Origin of the sequence: Paenibacillus sp. LBL, from assembly GCF_029893715.1 — a bacterium.
Classification (GTDB): Bacteria; Bacillota; Bacilli; order Paenibacillales; family Paenibacillaceae; genus Paenibacillus_AQ; species Paenibacillus_AQ glucanolyticus.
In genome coordinates this window covers 115,996-132,371 of record NZ_JARXYU010000002.1, presented here as the reverse complement: position 1 = coordinate 132,371, position 16,376 = coordinate 115,996, and the positions used below count along the sequence as shown (strand labels likewise).

At 50.3% G+C, this 16,376-nt stretch carries 13 protein-coding genes; 2 read left to right on the top strand and 11 right to left on the bottom strand.

Annotated features, from left to right (window positions below; genetic code table 11):
* Nucleotides 1-106: 106 nt before the first annotated feature.
* From M2277_RS05840 to M2277_RS05825, 4 genes are all read right to left on the bottom strand, one after another.
* The gene (locus M2277_RS05840; RefSeq protein WP_036642390.1) at nt 107-1,696 is read right to left on the bottom strand and encodes a glutathione ABC transporter substrate-binding protein; all 1,590 of its coding nucleotides are present in this window, start codon (nt 1,694-1,696) and stop codon (nt 107-109) included.
* A 93-nt stretch (nt 1,697-1,789) separates the two neighbouring features.
* Nucleotides 1,790-2,794 carry an asparaginase gene (locus M2277_RS05835; RefSeq protein ID WP_006211039.1) on the bottom strand — a complete coding sequence of 335 codons (1,005 nt, stop codon included), beginning with the start codon at nt 2,792-2,794 and terminating at the stop codon, nt 1,790-1,792.
* 28 nt (nt 2,795-2,822) lie between these two features.
* Nucleotides 2,823-3,983: an ROK family transcriptional regulator gene (locus tag M2277_RS05830; RefSeq protein ID WP_006211040.1), complete on the bottom strand. Its 1,161-nt coding sequence runs from the start codon at nt 3,981-3,983 to the stop codon at nt 2,823-2,825.
* Between the two features lie 1,696 nt (nt 3,984-5,679).
* Nucleotides 5,680-5,916: an indolepyruvate ferredoxin oxidoreductase subunit alpha gene (locus M2277_RS05825; protein ID WP_006211042.1), complete on the bottom strand. Its 237-nt coding sequence runs from the start codon at nt 5,914-5,916 to the stop codon at nt 5,680-5,682.
* 283 nt (nt 5,917-6,199) lie between these two features.
* Here M2277_RS05825 and M2277_RS05820 point away from each other — a divergent pair, with 283 nt between their 5' ends.
* The gene (locus tag M2277_RS05820; RefSeq protein WP_280754354.1) at nt 6,200-6,847 is read left to right on the top strand and encodes a helix-turn-helix transcriptional regulator; all 648 of its coding nucleotides are present in this window, start codon (nt 6,200-6,202) and stop codon (nt 6,845-6,847) included.
* 116 nt (nt 6,848-6,963) lie between these two features.
* On the opposite strand, the gene M2277_RS05815 is transcribed toward M2277_RS05820, so the two are convergent.
* Together M2277_RS05815 and M2277_RS05810 are read right to left on the bottom strand one after the other, a co-directional pair.
* Entirely contained in the window at nt 6,964-8,073 is a 1,110-nt protein-coding gene (locus M2277_RS05815; protein WP_280754353.1) for a PQQ-dependent sugar dehydrogenase, read from the bottom strand.
* A 27-nt stretch (nt 8,074-8,100) separates the two neighbouring features.
* On the bottom strand, nt 8,101-9,609 hold the full coding sequence (locus M2277_RS05810; RefSeq protein WP_280754352.1) for a UDP-N-acetylmuramoyl-L-alanyl-D-glutamate--2,6-diaminopimelate ligase: 1,509 nt from the start codon (nt 9,607-9,609) through the stop codon (nt 8,101-8,103).
* A 282-nt stretch (nt 9,610-9,891) separates the two neighbouring features.
* Here M2277_RS05810 and M2277_RS05805 point away from each other — a divergent pair, with 282 nt between their 5' ends.
* Nucleotides 9,892-10,746, top strand: coding sequence for an SDR family oxidoreductase (locus M2277_RS05805; protein WP_063479928.1), 855 nt, complete (start codon nt 9,892-9,894; stop codon nt 10,744-10,746).
* 208 nt (nt 10,747-10,954) lie between these two features.
* Here M2277_RS05805 and M2277_RS05800 read toward each other — a convergent pair whose 3' ends face one another.
* The 5 genes from M2277_RS05800 to M2277_RS05780 form a co-directional block, all read right to left on the bottom strand.
* The gene (locus M2277_RS05800; protein ID WP_280754351.1) at nt 10,955-11,692 is read right to left on the bottom strand and encodes a LutC/YkgG family protein; all 738 of its coding nucleotides are present in this window, start codon (nt 11,690-11,692) and stop codon (nt 10,955-10,957) included.
* Complete coding sequence (locus M2277_RS05795) at nt 11,685-13,205, bottom strand: LutB/LldF family L-lactate oxidation iron-sulfur protein (RefSeq protein ID WP_006211049.1); 1,521 nt, start codon at nt 13,203-13,205, stop codon at nt 11,685-11,687. The genes M2277_RS05800 and M2277_RS05795 overlap by 8 nt, the downstream gene beginning before the upstream one ends.
* The gene (locus M2277_RS05790) at nt 13,192-13,929 is read right to left on the bottom strand and encodes a (Fe-S)-binding protein (protein ID WP_006211050.1); all 738 of its coding nucleotides are present in this window, start codon (nt 13,927-13,929) and stop codon (nt 13,192-13,194) included. The genes M2277_RS05795 and M2277_RS05790 overlap by 14 nt, the downstream gene beginning before the upstream one ends.
* Before the next feature lie 102 nt (nt 13,930-14,031).
* Nucleotides 14,032-14,808, bottom strand: a complete 777-nt coding sequence (locus tag M2277_RS05785; protein ID WP_006211051.1) for a DeoR/GlpR family DNA-binding transcription regulator — start codon at nt 14,806-14,808, stop codon at nt 14,032-14,034.
* Between the two features lie 31 nt (nt 14,809-14,839).
* Nucleotides 14,840-16,309 (bottom strand): rhamnulokinase, encoded by a 1,470-nt coding sequence (locus M2277_RS05780; RefSeq protein WP_280754350.1) that lies wholly within the window; start codon nt 16,307-16,309, stop codon nt 14,840-14,842.
* Between the last annotated feature and the right edge of the window lie 67 nt (nt 16,310-16,376).

Below are 16,376 nucleotides of genomic sequence, written 5' to 3'. Positions count from 1 at the left end.
TCCGCAACATTTGAGCTCTTTTTAAAATAAGATGGGCCGCATCCTTAATAATCTTAAGAAGCGGCCCACCACAAGGTATACGTTCAGTAAGCTCTTCGCTGTCTGATTACTTTATTTCGGCATTCAGCACATTGATGGAACCATCAGGGAATGCCTTCACGCCTTCAAGATAAGCTCTTTTACCCGTAATGACCTGATCTACACCGAGGAACGCCCATGGCGCATCTTCCCAGATTTGCTTCTGGATGTCGGCATAAATGCTTTTTGCAGCCTCTGGATCTACAGACTTATTGGCATCCATGATCCACTTATCTACGTTATCATTCTTGTAATATGCTGTATTAGAGCCAGCTGGCGGGAAGAATTCACTGCTGAACAGACCTTTAGTGGCTCCATCCGCATCGCCTGAAGATGGTGACCAGCTTACATACCACATTTGAATCTTCGCATCTTCCGGCGTTGCCGAATTGATTTGATCGGACAGCGTAGCACCCTCCATCGATTTCACTTCGACTTTGATTCCGACTAGAGCAAGCTGCTGTTGAATGAACTGCATACCCTTCATCGTTTCGGAGTCGTTCTCTCCCCAGATTTCTGCTTCGAATCCTTCCGGATAGCCAGCTTCCGCAAGGAGTGCTTTGGCTTTCTCCGGATCGTAGTCATAACCGGATTGCTCTGAATAATACTGTGTCATTGAGGACATGGAGGAAGTCAGCTTGGAGCCAAGACCGGATTTGACAACCTTAATGTATGCTTCTTTATCGATTGCATAGTTGATCGCTTGACGGACTTTCAGATCGTCGTAAGGTTTCTTCATCGTGTTCAGTGTGATGTAACGCACGATGGTGGAATCGATCTTGTCAACAACGATGTTCTGATCGCCTTCGACCTCAGATACCTGCTCTGTCGGCATCGGGTAGATGAAGTCCGCTTCTCCGGTCTTCAGCATGGCAATACGGGAACCATTCTCAGGTACAGGCTTGAACGTGATACTGTCGACTTTGGGCAGACCCTCCTGCCAGTAGTCTTCGTTCTTCAGCACAACGAGACGATCACCTTGGACCCATTCTTTGAATTTGTATGCTCCGGTACCCACGGGGTTCTTCGTGATATCAATACCGTCTTCAAGCGCTTTCGGACTGATGATCAGCGCCATGGCCGTCTTGTTCAAGAACGCGTTGTAGGGCTCGCTGAGAGTAATAACAACGGTATGTTCGTCCGGTGTTTGAACATCTGCCACTTTCGAGAAGCTTTTACGCATACGAAGGTTGTTCTCTTCATTCATAATGCGCTCCAGATTGACTTTTACCGCTTCAGCATTGAAATCTGTTCCATCATGAAACTTCACGTTCTTACGCAGGTTGAACGTATACGTCAAACCATCTTCACTGACTGTGTGGTCTTCAGCCAGCATAGGCACGAGTTCCATTTTCTCATTGAAACCCATCAGGCCTTCATACATCGTGCGTGCACCGGAAATCGAGTGCGTGTCTCCAGCATTGTGCGGGTCAAGCGTGATGAAGTTGGCGTTGATGGCAATGACCACGTCTTTATTATCTTTTGTCACCGGCTTGGTTTCGCCGCCGCCTTCACTTGCACCTTCACCGCCTCCGCTATTTCCGCCGCAGCCTGCCGCAACAATCGTGAATGCGAGCAGCAGCATAAGCAGTGACCATGTTCTACCTTTGAATCTCATTGTTTACTCCCCCTTTGATGTAATAATATCTATAGATTCACTCGCCGCTTAAGAAAATAACATCTCTTCCTTAAGACTTGAGTTCCTCACAGCTTAATCATTCCAGTCATACACGGCCCGCCGCTCGCCAACAAGCGTACCGCCATCGTTAAAGATCGCATTCGGCACAAGATCATACAATCGATCAATCGTAGCTTGATTGTCATAACCAAGACGCTCCAGGATGGAGGCAATGATACAAGGCCATACTTGTTCGGAGCCATCGGATACTTTAAGCGAGATGGCCAAGCGCTCCTCCCGAAGTCCGATGCCGTATACGCCTTTGGCGCCGCCCTTGGCAGCCAGATTGGGATCCCGGAGCAGAGCCGAGCACACAAATCTCGTATCTGCGATGACATCCGGATACTCGTTCATCAGCTGTGCCATTCTTGCAGCTGCATCCGCTGTCTCCGCATCGTGGATCAAATCCGGACAAGCCAGCTTAAGGAACGAGTACCCTATGCGATCCAGAGGAAGTGCGAAGATGGGAAGCCCACAGCCGTCGATGCCTTGCGGAATCGAGGAAACCGGAACTTCAGCAAAGTAAGCCAGGGTTTTAAGGATTTCCTGCTGAACCGGATGCTCCGGCTTGTAATACGTGCTCTCGTCCCAGCCCATATGCTTGCTCAGGGCAATCAAACCGCTGTGCTTGCCTGAGCAGTTATGGAATATCCGGCGCTTCTCCTCATGGTTGCGGTGCCTCTCTGCCTTTGCATCCTCATTCAATGGATAGGTTGCACAGCAGTGGAGGGCCTCCTCCTGAATCTCTGTTTTTTTCAGAATGGATTCCAGGGCATCGATATGAAAGCGTTCGCCCCGGTGGGAAGCGGCAAACAGTGCCGTCTCTTCCCCCGTAAGTCCGTAGACTTCGGCAATTCGGCGCTTCATAACCGGTATCGCCTGAAATGGTTTAGCCGCCGATCTCAGGAATGTCATGTGATGCGGATCACCTGCTGCATAAATGACCCCTCCGTTCTCGTCTACAACGCTGATCGCTCCGTAATGGACATTCTCCAGTACATTTCCGCGATATTCCTCTACCAATGGCACAAAACCCATAATCATGCTCCCCCGATCTTTAGATGAATTAATTCAATTGAAAATAACGATCCTGTGCCACAAGTCCCGAGCCAATGATGACGCCATGCTCATGCAGCTTGGAGCGGACGATGGTGAAGGAATCCTGAAGCGGTTCCCAGATATACTGCGTATAACAGAGATTGGTAATCTCCTCATACACTTCGGGAAACTTGTCCAGAATTTCACCGCTCAAGATGACGCTGTCAGGATTGTACATGCTAACCACGTTGTTGATTGTAATGGCCATATAAGCAAGGGCTCGATCGATTAAGTAACACGCCCATCTTGTTCCTGCACGTCTCTCCGCGAATAACTCTTCTATAGTACGAACCGGTTTTATTTTGCTGGCTTCTGATAGCAAGGACGGTATGTTGATATAGGTTTGAAGACAGCCGGCCTTGCCGCAGTCACACATCATGCCTTCAGGGTCCACCGTGGTATGTCCGATTTCCCCCGCACTGTTGGTCACCCCCCGGTAAATTTCCCCTTCCAGGATCAGTGCCGAGCCTACACCATTACCAAATCCCAGCAGAACCGTACGGTTGGAGCCATACGCTGAGCCTTTTAATTGTTCCGCCAATGCTTTCACTTTCAGCTCATTGTCTACGACAGCTTGAAGCCCCGTTAATTCCTTCAGTCTCTCGGCAAGCTGCACATTCTTCCAACCCAGCTGAACGGAAAAATTGACAATGCCTGCTTCAACATCGATGATGCCTGGCAGCCCAACGCCGATTCCCACAATCCGTCTGCGATCGATATCGCATTCAAGAATCAGCTCTTCAATAATGTCTGCGATCCGAGCCACCGTTGCTTCTGGCGTATCGCCCGAAGATCTGGGAAAATTGCCGCTGCACAGCACATTCCCCTGTACATCGATGAATCCGATGTTGGCCTGGTGACGATCCAGCTCGACGCCGATCGAGATCACGGCAGTATCCAGCAGCCTTATTAAGGAAGACTTTCTTCCTCGTCCGGCCGAAGCTTGTTCTTCCGTCTCATGAACGTATCCCTCTTCCGTCAGCTCTGACACTATGCGGCTGACGGTTGTCGGACTCATTCCGGTTTGTTTGGCAATAGCTGCTCTTGAAATCGGCTGTTCATTCTTGATGATTTGGAATACCGTGAGTCTGTTCTGCCGCTTCATAAAGTCTTGATCATGCTTTTTCATGAAGACATCCCCTATTTAATTTCACCAGTAGATTAATTAGATCATTTTTCCATTTAAAACGACCTGTTATCATCAAAAAACAGTGATTTTTATCAATTTTATTATTTTTATTCTCCAGTGATATTAATAATAAAACGTCTTTTGTAAAAGTGTCAATATATATGACACATTTAAATTATTATTTTTTTATTTTGGAAATGTAAGCATTTCAATTTTTTGCGAAAGTGATACAATCCCTTGCATAGACACAGTTGCCCCTCTCACGCGCACAACATGACATTAATATGACACGAAATCTCCTGAAATGTAGATAACACCGCGGTTTGACTTCCATAATAAAGCCAACCGCGAAACGAATTATTGTATGTTTGCCAGCCTTGTTTGGTCGACATCCATCCAAGCATGCCCCGAACCTCGCATCAGGAAATTTTCCCATTCTAAGCGCCTCAATAGGTGGTTTTACAGGGGTTTAAAGTAATAACGATGTTGATTCGAGGCATGCCTACGTCGAACACTTCATCCAAGCGAAATAAACCACCCGAGAAATAATTTAGAGAGGTCTCTCTAATTTTAAAATGCACCCTATAAGTTGACCTTTTTTAAAGTGTCTGTCTTATGGGGTACATTTTATTTCCCGAATGGCTTTAAAATTGATGATCTGTGATTGTAGTATTATCACTGGTTGTCATTGATTCTTTGTTTTTTGTTCCCGCTCGCTAGAAATCAGCCCGGTCCCCATGGAGCGAGTTGACCATCGCCCCGCAGCGCGTGATCGGCGCGGGGGCGAATGGTTGCCCGGGTCGTTCGATGCTGTGCGTGCGGTTTGGTGGCTGGTCATGGGATTCGGTAGATGGCTATACGGCTCGGTGGCTGCCCGTGAGGTTTGGTGGCTGGCCATGGGGTTCGGTAGATGGCTGTACGACTCGGTGGCTGTGCGTGCGGTTTGGTGGCTGGCCATGGGGTTCGGTAGATGGCTGTACGACTCGGTGGCTGTGCGTGAGGGTTGGTGGCTGGCCATGGGGTTCGGTAGATGGCTGTACGACTCGGTGGCTGTGCGTGAGGGTTGGTGGCGCCGTAAGGTACGATGACTTTTGCGTGATTTGATGGGTGCTGTGTGGTTGGATAGACGTCCGTCGAGGGATGTACATGCAGTTTGGATGCTGCCCGAGGAGTTTGCTGGCTACCCCCTTACGTCGATGGCTGTCCGCGTGAGTGGATGGCTGCAGCGTGGTTGAATGGGTGGTTCCTGGGTGGTTGAGTAACTGAGGACGCTAACGGACTGGAACACTCTTATCTACCTAAAAAACCAGCTTTTGATTTTTTAACGGACTGGAGAGCTCTTATTTACTCGAAAACACCCCCAAAGGTGCTTTTCAGTGACGAATAAGAGCTACGGTGTCCGTTAATCCCTGCAATCGCTCGATTTCGCTAGAATAACGCCTGCTAGGTCCGTTAGGGTGATGCCTCGCACACATCATTGATTGGTCACGCTATTCTCGCATTCGATCTTTCAATCCCTTGATCCCTTAATCTTTTGATCTGTAGATCTTCCCCCACAGCGGAGGTTTGAGGATAGCCGATCCTTTGGGAGTCCGTTTCACCCCTGCCTATTCCAATCCAAGAAACGGACGGACAACAGAGCGGATAGCCTCAAACCGGAGCGCTTGCTAGCCTCAAACCGGAGCGCCCGAGCGCCCTACTTGTTTTTATAATATTCAACCGCTTTATCGAAGTAATGCTTCTCTTCTTCCGGCAGGTCCTCGAAATAGAAAATAGCGGCCACCGGGCATGCTGCCTCGCAAGCACCGCATGAAATACAGATATCCGTGTCTATGTAGAACTGGTCATCTCCTTCTTCTATACAATCCACAGGGCAAACGTCTACGCATTCTCCCGCTTTCTCTTCGATACAAGCCGAACCAATAACATACATTCGTGATTCCACCTTCCCATGTTATAATTTTTCATTGCCTATCATTTCCAAATAAAGTTCCGTGACCTTGAGACACTTTGTTTTTTATACTTTTTATACTAAAATATATCATAATTATGTGGTCAAACATGTGGATTGTCAATAAACGGCGTCACATCAAGCTTATAAAACTGCTATTCCGGTTGACTTATAGAAGGTAAAGTCATAAGATGAGACATATTGCTTTTTAACGATTTTTAGTTGTAATAGAAGTAATTCATCGAGAAACAAGGCGGTGATTTTAGTGGATCAGGAAGTCGCATACAGCACTCGCGAGTATATCATGCAAATGTTAAAAATAAATGGTGAACTGAGCACAAAATCCATTACCGAGACATTAGGCATTACCGGCATGGCCGTCAGGCGTCATCTGGAAAGCTTGAAAAATGAGGGCTACATCACATACAGAACCGTGAAGCAACCGATGGGAAGACCCGTTTCCTTATACAGTCTTACCGATTCTGCGGAGGATTTTTTCCCTAAGAACTATCACGCTCTTGCTCTTGACCTGCTCAGCGAGCTGCAGGACGAAGCTGGTGATGAGATGATTTCGCTGCTGTTTGATAAACGAAAAGGTACACTGTTGAACAAGTATACGCCTGCTGTTAAAGCGGATGCCCTGGAAGAGCGTGTTGCAGCGCTTGCCCAAATTCAGAATGACAACGGATATATGGTCGATTACAAAAAGGTAACGGAAGATGAATATATATTCGAAGAATTGAACTGCCCGATATCCCAGGTAGCCAACCGGTTCCAGCATGCCTGCCGCTGTGAGCTTGACCTGTTTCAATCGCTGCTGGAGGCCGATGTGGAACGTACCGAATGCCTCGCCAAGGGCGACAAGAGATGCGTCTACCGTATCCGAAAGCAGGTCGAAAGCGGACAAACATAATATCTGTTATTGCCACTTAAGGCCTCTTCCATACAGGAAGGGGCTTTTTTAGAACGGTACGGTACGCTTCTTCTATCCTATTCTCTCAAACGACAAGACATGTACAATTCTCTGAATTATTCCAGTACAAGCAGCCGGTCATCGTTATCGGAGGGCACACCCCGCCCATCGGTGTTGTTGGTAATGACATAAATTTTGCCGTTATATACTTTCACGTCTCTTAATCTGCCTTCATCCTCCAACACAACATCGAGTGAGGTACTCTCCGGCTGGAACCGGTACAGCTTCTGACCGCGCAGGGTAGCAACATACATCTGATCCTCTTCATCAAAAGCGATGCCCGAAGGAGCAATGGCCGTATCGCCGCTATGGTACACCGGGGTCTTCATGCCCTCTTGCTGCTCATCCCCAAGAATCTCGGGCCAGCCATAATTGCTGCCTGCGGTGATCTCATTAATCTCATCGTGTCCACCAGGAGTACCGGATGGTCCGTGTTCTGAGCTGTAGAATTCTCCTTCGGAATTCCAAGCCAAGCCTTGCAAATTTCGGTGACCTAACGTAAACACATAGGAGCCTGCTGTGGGGTTATCCTCGGGAATTTTGCCATCCAGCGTCAGCCGCAATATTTTCCCCGCAAGATTCTCCTGGTTCTGCGCAAGCTCGCCCTCTCCTGAATCACCGGTAGTCACATAGAGATGATTGTCGGGTCCAATCGCTATTCTTCCGCCATTATGCACATTGGAGCCCGGGATTTTCTCAATGAACGATTCCGCTTCTGTCCATTCATTCCCCTTCTGCTCCAATAGAACCAGCCGGTTCATAACCGATCCGTCCTGATCATAGCTGTGATAGGCGAAGGCTCTTCTGGATTCCTTGAAATCAGGGGCTAATACAAAGCCCAAGAACCCGCCTTCTCCTATCTGGGCAACCGGCTTCTCTGTATGTACAGACTGTCTGTTTAATGCGCCGTCCTGGATCTGAACGATATTCCCTCCCCGTTCGCTGATATAAATCGTTTCTCCGTCAAAATCAATCGCCCAGGGTGTCTTCAATTGTTCAGCAAGCATTTGGTATGGAGTATCGGGGGACTTTTCCTCCCGGCTGACCTCCTGCTCCTGCTCCTGTTCCTGCCGCTCTCCCTCCGTTGACGGGGATGAAGGGCTGGTACAAGCTGTCACAGTCAACAAAATCGCTGCTAACATGATGCCAATCGTTGTTCGTTTCAAGATTACACCTCCCAAGATCGCTTAAGCTTATTGTTCGGGTGACATCATCTGGATGCCGTGCTCCATGACCTGAAGGGAACTCAGCACAACCTCCTCATCGCTGAAAGAATCAACCTGGCTCCCCGCTACGTAACGGGTCTCATGACCCCGCCCGGTAATGATAATCCTGTCCTGGTCCCCGGCCATCTCGACCGCTCGTTGAATCGCCTCTTTGCGGTTCGGCACTACCTCCCAGTTGACGACATGATGAGAGCTCAAACCTCCGAGCATCTCAGCTATGATCTGCTCCGGGTCCTCGGAGAACGGATTGTCCGTTGTGAACAACACATAATCCGAATAGGATGCTGCAATATCCGCCATGATCGGCCGTTTGAGCCGATCCCGTTCGCCCCGACAGCCCATCACGCATATCATTTTGCCCGAGGTAATTTCTTTAGCGGACAGCAAGGTTGCCTTGAGCCCATCCGGATTATGGGCATAATCTACAACTACGCGAAAACTCCTGTCTGTCTTTATTTCTTGAAAACGTCCATGAACACCTGCAAAATCCTGAAGACTGTTCCTGATTTCTTGGATCGGAATCCCTTCGAGCAGACAAGTAGTAATGGCCGCCAGCGCATTGTACACGTTGTGTATGCCATGAATCTTCATACTGAAGTCGCTACTTCCCCATGGCGTCTCTACGATAAAGTTGCAGCCGTCCCCGGTATTTTGAATATGCAGAGCACGAACATCCGCCGGGTTATGAATACCGTATGTCACAATCTGTGCGGATGTACGCTTCCCGTAATAGGATGAGGCCGCATCATCAGCATTCAGCACCACTTTTTTCTGCATGTCACGATCACTGTTGCCTAGTTGGGTGAACAGCAGTTCCTTCGTATTGCGATAACTCTCCATGTTCTGATGGAAATCGAGATGATCATGGGACAGGTTTGTAAAAACAACGGTCTGAAAATCACACCCCCGCACTCTTCCCATATCCAGTCCATGCGAGGATACTTCCAACACGCCATACGTGCCGCCATGGGCAACCATCGCATGAAAATATCGCTGCAGCTGGATCGTATCCGGCGTGGTATTCAACGTTTTCTCTACATGATCTCCGATTTTCATATAGAGAGTACCGATAATTCCCGTTTTGCGGTTGGAATCATTCAGCACCTTATCAACCATATGTGTTGTTGTTGTTTTGCCGTTCGTCCCCGTAATCCCGATCAATTTCAGCTGCTCGGTAGGATTACCGAAAAAGGAGTTGGCTAAAATGGGAAGCACCCTTCTTGTATCCGGCACAGTAATCCGCGTAATGTTCCCGGGAAGCTCCGGAAGCTCCTTCTCAGCCATAATGGCAACAGCACCGTTCTGTATCGCATGCTCGATATAATCATGGCCGTCTACATTAAATCCCGGAACGCAGACAAACAATCCGCCAGGTCTGATGGCTCTTGAATCCGTATCGAGATTCGTGATTTCCACAGCAGTGCTGCCTGTAATTGTCTTAAGAATCAGCCGCTCCGTCAGTGATTTCAGGTTCATGTAGGGTACCTCATCTCGTGATGTAATCCATTCAAGGTCCGTTGTGATATTAAGGCGTAGAATTCACGACGATGTATCGTTTTAAACCAGCGTTTCTTATTAACCTAACCAAGCCAGCCCGTTATGAAACAAGAATATGATGACTGGAAGAGATAACCATGTTACGCTGGAAGTAAGCGATTGCAATTCCAATATCGAATATCGATACCAGCCGCTCATATGAACATCAGATTCACTTATTCGTTCTGCTATTTTCATCACTGCTTGAAAGGAGAATAATCGATGGGACCATTCACCGACGATTTACTTCAAAACAAAGTCGTATTGATCACAGGAGGCGCAACCGGACTGGGACGTGCCATGGGCGAGAAGTTCGCACAGCTTGGCGCCAAGCTGGCCATATGCGGACGCCGGGAGGAGGTTCTGCAGCAGACGGCTGATGAGCTAAGGCAATTGGGATGCGAGGTATGGCATCAGACCTGTGATGTACGGGATCCTGCGCAGATCACAGCACTAGTCGATGCAGCAGAATTGCATTATGGAGGCATTGATGTGCTTGTGAACAATGCGGCTGGCAATTTTATCAGCCCGACTGAACGTCTTTCGCCACGAGCGGTGGATGCTGTGTTAAATATCGTGCTGCATGGAACTTTCTACACGACCCTTGAGGTTGGCAAGCGCTGGATCGAGCAGGGGAAGAACGGAACGATGCTCAACATTGTCACTACCTACGCTTCAACAGGCTCAGGGTACGTGGTCCCTTCCGCAGCTGCGAAAGCGGGAGTGCTCGCACTTACCCGATCCTTAGCTGTGGAATGGGCCTCTTACGGTATTCGTCAAGTAGCCATTGCGCCCGGACCGTTCCCAACTGAAGGCGCATGGTCAAGATTATCGCCGACGCCGGAGCTTGAGCAGAAAATGATCGACCGCATTCCCCTGCGACGCGTTGGCGACGCGGAGGAATTGGCCAACCTGGCCGCCTTTCTCATCTCGGATTATGCCGGCTATATTAATGGGGACGTCATCACCATTGATGGCGGCGAATGGCTGAGGGGTGCAGGCCAGTTCAATGACCTGTCAGAAGTAACCCATGAGCAGTGGGATCGACTGGCCGAGCTGACGCGAAAAGGAAAATAATCTCACAAAAAAAACAACGAGCGACCGAGTAAACTACCATCGACGTGCTTGCAGAAAAACAGAACCCGCTTGGAGGGATGTTCTTCTTGCAGCTACCGAGATTTTTACCTTCGCCTGAAAATGATAGAATTCCGACATGCTAAACAGCCCCTTGCCTGGAGTATAAACATTCCTACTCCAGGCAAGGGGCTTATTGTTTATCTAATGATTACTCATAAGAATCTACTAGTACGGCATAGACGATGCCGGGTCCGTGAACGCCGATCGTCAGATCATTCTCGATATCGGCAGAACGGCTGGGACCCGAGATGAAATGGATGCCGGCAGGAAGCTGCTCACGTCCGCCTTGATCAAACTGAAACAGAATCTCGCCTAAACGGGTATACATCCGATCGACAGGAATGACGGCAATCAGTACCGTGGGCAGCAGGCTGACCGATCTTCCTTTATGCGGGGCAGATTTCACCGTAATCGAACCCGTGTAGGCCGCTGCATAATCAGCCATCACCACGCCAAAATCGGCCTTCGCGGCGACAGCTCTCCAGTCCGTGTCGGCAGCTTTGTTCCAGGAGAGAATCATGGCCTCCGGCAAACTCTTTTCAAGTTCTAAAAGGTCCAGAGCCTCTTCCCGTTGACGAAGAATCGTGGCCGCACTCATCTCCAGTGCCTTATCTCGAATAAACCGTCTTACCTCTTCACGATTGCTTACCCTGACCGCATGGCCTCCGGCCGCTTCAAAGTTCGCGGTAAATTGCGTAATCTTCTCTTCCAGCGGCCACTGGAATTCATGCCAGAAATCAGGCGCACCGCGAAAAGGATGCTCCGGAGCTGACCGAACGCGGTCTCTTCCCAGCTTCGCGGCAATCCCATCCATGAACAACTCCTGTTTCTTGCGCGAGCGTTCTTCCAGTTGGCTTAACCACCCGCCGTCTGCATGGTTACCCATGGGAGTCCTCCCCCTTTCGCGACTTCTGCTGCTGAAGCCGTTCCTTCAATCGGTTTGCGATTTCAGGCTCCATCTGCCCGGAGGTTCGGCGGATATCCCGCTCCATCTCCGGCCACCGATCCCGGAAGGACTGCTTAGGCAGACTCGGGGTCACTCGGTACGAGTTCCATCCTTTCAACGGGCCGATCCGTGTCCGAATCTCCCCGTTTCGAACGACAAACTTCTGCCCCCATTTCCCCAGGGATACCACGCTGCGATAACGTTTGGCATTACCCATTATCGCGGAGAAGCCCTTCATCCCCATGGCTTCCAACTTGTCACCGCGTCCGGCCTCAATCTTTCTTCGCCGTAAGGATACCAGCATATCGTGGAGCGGAATCTTCACAGGACATGCCTCATAACATGCTCCGCACAGACTCGATGCGTTGGCGATATCATCCCATTCCGCGACATTCTTGTTTAACGCCGGAGTCAATACGGCACCGATCGGACCGCTGTAGGTGCCTCCGTATGCGTGACCGCCAATATGGCGATATACGGGACAGGCGTTCAGGCATGCGCCGCAGCGAATGCAGTTGAGCAGCTCCTGGAATTCCGGATCGCCGAGCTGGAGAGAACGCCCATTATCGATGATGATAATATGCATTTCATCAGGTCCATCGGCGTCCAGCTCTCTCTTGGGACCACTGATTCCAGACATATAGACTGTCAGCTTCTGGCCGGTCGCTGACCGCGGGAGCAAGGTGGCCATCACTTCCAGGTCAGCCCATGACGGGATGATCCGCTCCATTCCCATAAGCGTTATTTGCGTCTTGGGCACGGTGGTCACCATCCGGGCATTGCCTTCGTTCTCGAACAATACCATTGATCCCGTCTCGGCAATTGCAAAATTGCAGCCCGTCATGCCAATATCCGCTTCGAGAAACTTCTCGCGCAGCTTCATTCGTACAAAACCTGCCATGATCGCCGTGTCGGGCGGCAGCGTTTCGCCCGCCTCCTCAGACAGAAGCTCTGCGATCTGATAACGGTTCTTGTGGATCGCAGGGATGATGATATGGGATGGGGTTTCATCCGCAAGCTGAATAATGTACTCGCCGAGGTCCGTTTCCACGGCCTCCACGCCGATGGAATCCAGTGCTTTGTTCAAATGCAGCTCCTCGGACACCATCGATTTGGACTTTACGACAGACTTGGCGGACTTGTGCTCCGCGATCTGCAGGGATAGCGCGACCGCTTCCTCCGCCGTCTCCGCAAAGTGGACATGAGCCCCGTTCGCCCTGGCCTGTTCAGCAAACTCATTCAAATAGTAATCCAGGTGAGCGATGGTATGAAGCCGGATTTGACGTCCTCGCTCCCTCCACTCATCCCAGTTGCCATGCTCCTCCGACGCCAGCTTTTTGCCAAGCCGCAGCCGCTCTGTTGTAAACTTCACCGCATTGCGCAGAAATTCGTTGTTCAGAGCGTAACCTGCACGTTCCTTAACCGAATGCGCTTTCGATTCAGCTGTGTTCATGCACGCTCACCCCCTCGTACAGAAGTTCGGCCAAGTGCTTGACCTGCACCTTCTCGCCCCGATGACGCAAATTGCCGGCAATATTCATCAGGCAGGCCATATCAAGACCGACCAGCACGGTCGCTTCCGTCTCCAGCACATGATCGCTTTTCTCGGTGACCATGGCTCCCGAAATATCCGCCATCTTCACGGCAAACGTGCCTCCGAACCCGCAGCAATCCTCTGCAAAAGGCAGCGGTACAAGCTCCAACCCCTTCACCTGATTCAACAGCTTCATCGGTTCATCCTTAACGCCCAGCAGACGGCTGCCGTGACAGGAGGGATGGTAGGTTACCTTTTGCGGATAAACGGCTCCCACATCGGTCACACCGAGCACATCGACAAGGAACTGGGTAAACTCATAGGATTTGAATTGAAGCGCTTTCGCTTTTTTCAGGTAGAGGGGATCGTCCTTGAACAGATCCGGATAATGATGAATCATATAGGTGCAGGAACCGGAAGGGGAAACAACGAAGTCACTATCTTCGAAAGCGTCGAGAATCGTCCTCGCGCTTATTCGTGCATCCTCCCAGTAACCGCTGTTATAGGCCGGCTGACCGCAGCAGGTCTGAATTTCCGGGAATTCCAAATGAACACCGTACCTGGCCAGCAGCCTTGCCATGGATTCAGCCACCCGCGGGAACAAGGCATCACTGAGGCAAGTAACAAACAACGAAATCTTCATGATTTTCACCCCGCTATCATCAGGATATGGACCGATTGATCGGTCTCTGGCAAGAACCCCCCGACCTCGGGGGGATTCCAATGTTGATGTCCATTCGCTGCTCTACACAGATTGAATGGTGATGCCTAAAGCTCGATAAGGATCGGCTTCCTCTTCCGTTAATCTCCTATCCGTAATAATCAGATTCACTTGAGACAAGTCGGCCACCTGGGCAAAAGCCTGAGCACCGAATTTGCTGGCATCGGCAAGCACAATGGTCTCATCCGTCATTCCAATCATTTTATGCTTTATTCTGGCCTGAAGCTCGTTGGATTCGCTAAGTCCCCTGTCCAGGTGCACGCCCTTGCAGGACAGAAAGGCTTTATCCACGTAATAAGCATCAAGAGAGCGTTCCGCAAGCGGACCGACAAAGGACAACGAGCGGTGTGCCAGAATGCCGCCGGTAGATATAACCTGGACGCGCTCCTTGGTGCTTAGCTCGGCAGCCACCTTGATTGAATTCGTCAATACCGTAATCGGAATATCCGGTATGATTTTTGCCATATACCAGGCCGTTGAGCTGGCATCAAGCAAGATACGGTCATTCGGATGGATTCGCTTGACCGCTTCCTCCGCAATGCGCTGCTTCTCCAGCGCATTCATGATTTCCCGTTCAGCATACGGTATCTCCGGCTGCGAGCGCTGAATTTCCGGTTGATCCTTCACACTAACCGCCCCTCCATGGGAACGGCGCAGGCGTCCTGCTTGCTCCAGCCTGTCAAGGTCACGGCGAATCGTTTCCTCCGTTACGCCGCATAGCTGACTCAGCTCGGAGACGCGGATGCTCCCTCTTTCGTTGACCAACTGTACTATTTTCTCATATCGTTCTGCAACCAGCATATTACCGCCCATCCTTACTATTCGATATATTCTATCTCTTCCGGGTCAGCTGACCAAACACACCACAGGCATCCTCCCATAGTGGAGTATCCTCGGGCTCGTAAGTCTTGACCGGGAATGATTCCCTAATAACGGCACGAGCCTCCCATATATCGGACAACTCGCCCTGTGCAATCCACTGCACAGCCATATTGCCAATGGCGCTGCCCTCTACAGGTCCAGCCCATACAGGCTTGCCGATGGCATTCGCCGTCCACTGGCATAATGTTTCATTATGAATGCCACCGCCTACCATATGCAACCCTTGAAATTTCTGTCCGGACAATTCCTCGGTCAAATCCAGCACATAACGGTACTGCATGGCCAAACTCTCCATGATGCAGCGCACGATGGCACCTTCAGCTTGCGGAATGCGCTGGTTGGTGCGAGCCGCATACTCCCTTACCCGCTTCGGCATGTCTCCAGCCGGGAGGAATAAGGGATCGTCCGGATCAATGAAACATGCAAAAGCAGGTGCTGCATCCGCCATCTTAACCAATTCGGGGTACGAGTAGGATAACCCTTCCCGCTCCCAGGTCCGCTGGCACTCCTGCAGAATCCACAGACCCATGATGTTCTTGAGCAGCCGGTAAGTACCGTATGCCCCTCCCTCATTTGTGAAGTTCAGCTCTCTGGCCCGTTCATGAATGACAGGCTGCTCCACCTCTGTTCCCATCAACGACCAGGTACCGCAGCTTAAGTAAGCAAATGACCGATCCAGTGCCGGTACCGCCACCACGGCGGATGCCGTATCATGCTCGGCAACCGTATAAACCGGAACGGACGCGATCCCCAGCTCCTCTGTTACGGAAGATCTCAAAGATCCAACGGGGGTGCCGGGTTGAACGACTGGATGAAACATCCCATGAGGTATATGCAAAGAATTCATCAGATAATGATCCCAGCTGCCTGAAACCGGATTATACAGCTGCGTCGTGGTAGCATTCGTAAACTCATTAGCCATCTCACCGGTCAAGAAGTAGCGCAGCAGATCGGGAATCATCAAGAACCGCTCCGCTTCTTGAAGCAGATAAGGCTTCTGCTGCCGGATTGAGGCCAGCTGATAAATGGTGTTAAACGGGAGGAACTGAATCCCCGTCCGTTCAAAAATCTCGGAAGGCGGCACGCTTTTCATGACCTGTTCCATCACACCGTCCGTGTGCGTATCGCGATAATGATACGGATTCGTCATGAGCTCGCCATTCCGATCCACAAGACCGTAATCCACCGCCCAGGTATCGATGCCTATGCTTGTCGGCAGTCCGTGCTGCCCTTTCGCCCGCAGCAAGCCCTGCTTCATCTCATGATAAATCCGGAGAACGTCCCATTGTAAGCGGTTGCCAACTCGAACAGGGTCATTCGGAAATCGGTGGATTTCCTTCACTTCAATGGTTCGGCTGCTTAACTGCCCCAGCATAGCTCTTCCGCTGCTTGCTCCAATATCAAATGCAAGAACGCTCAACGTTCTCTAGCCTCCTTGTCAGATCAATTTCCACTGCCCGACACAACGATGATTGCATAAAAAATGA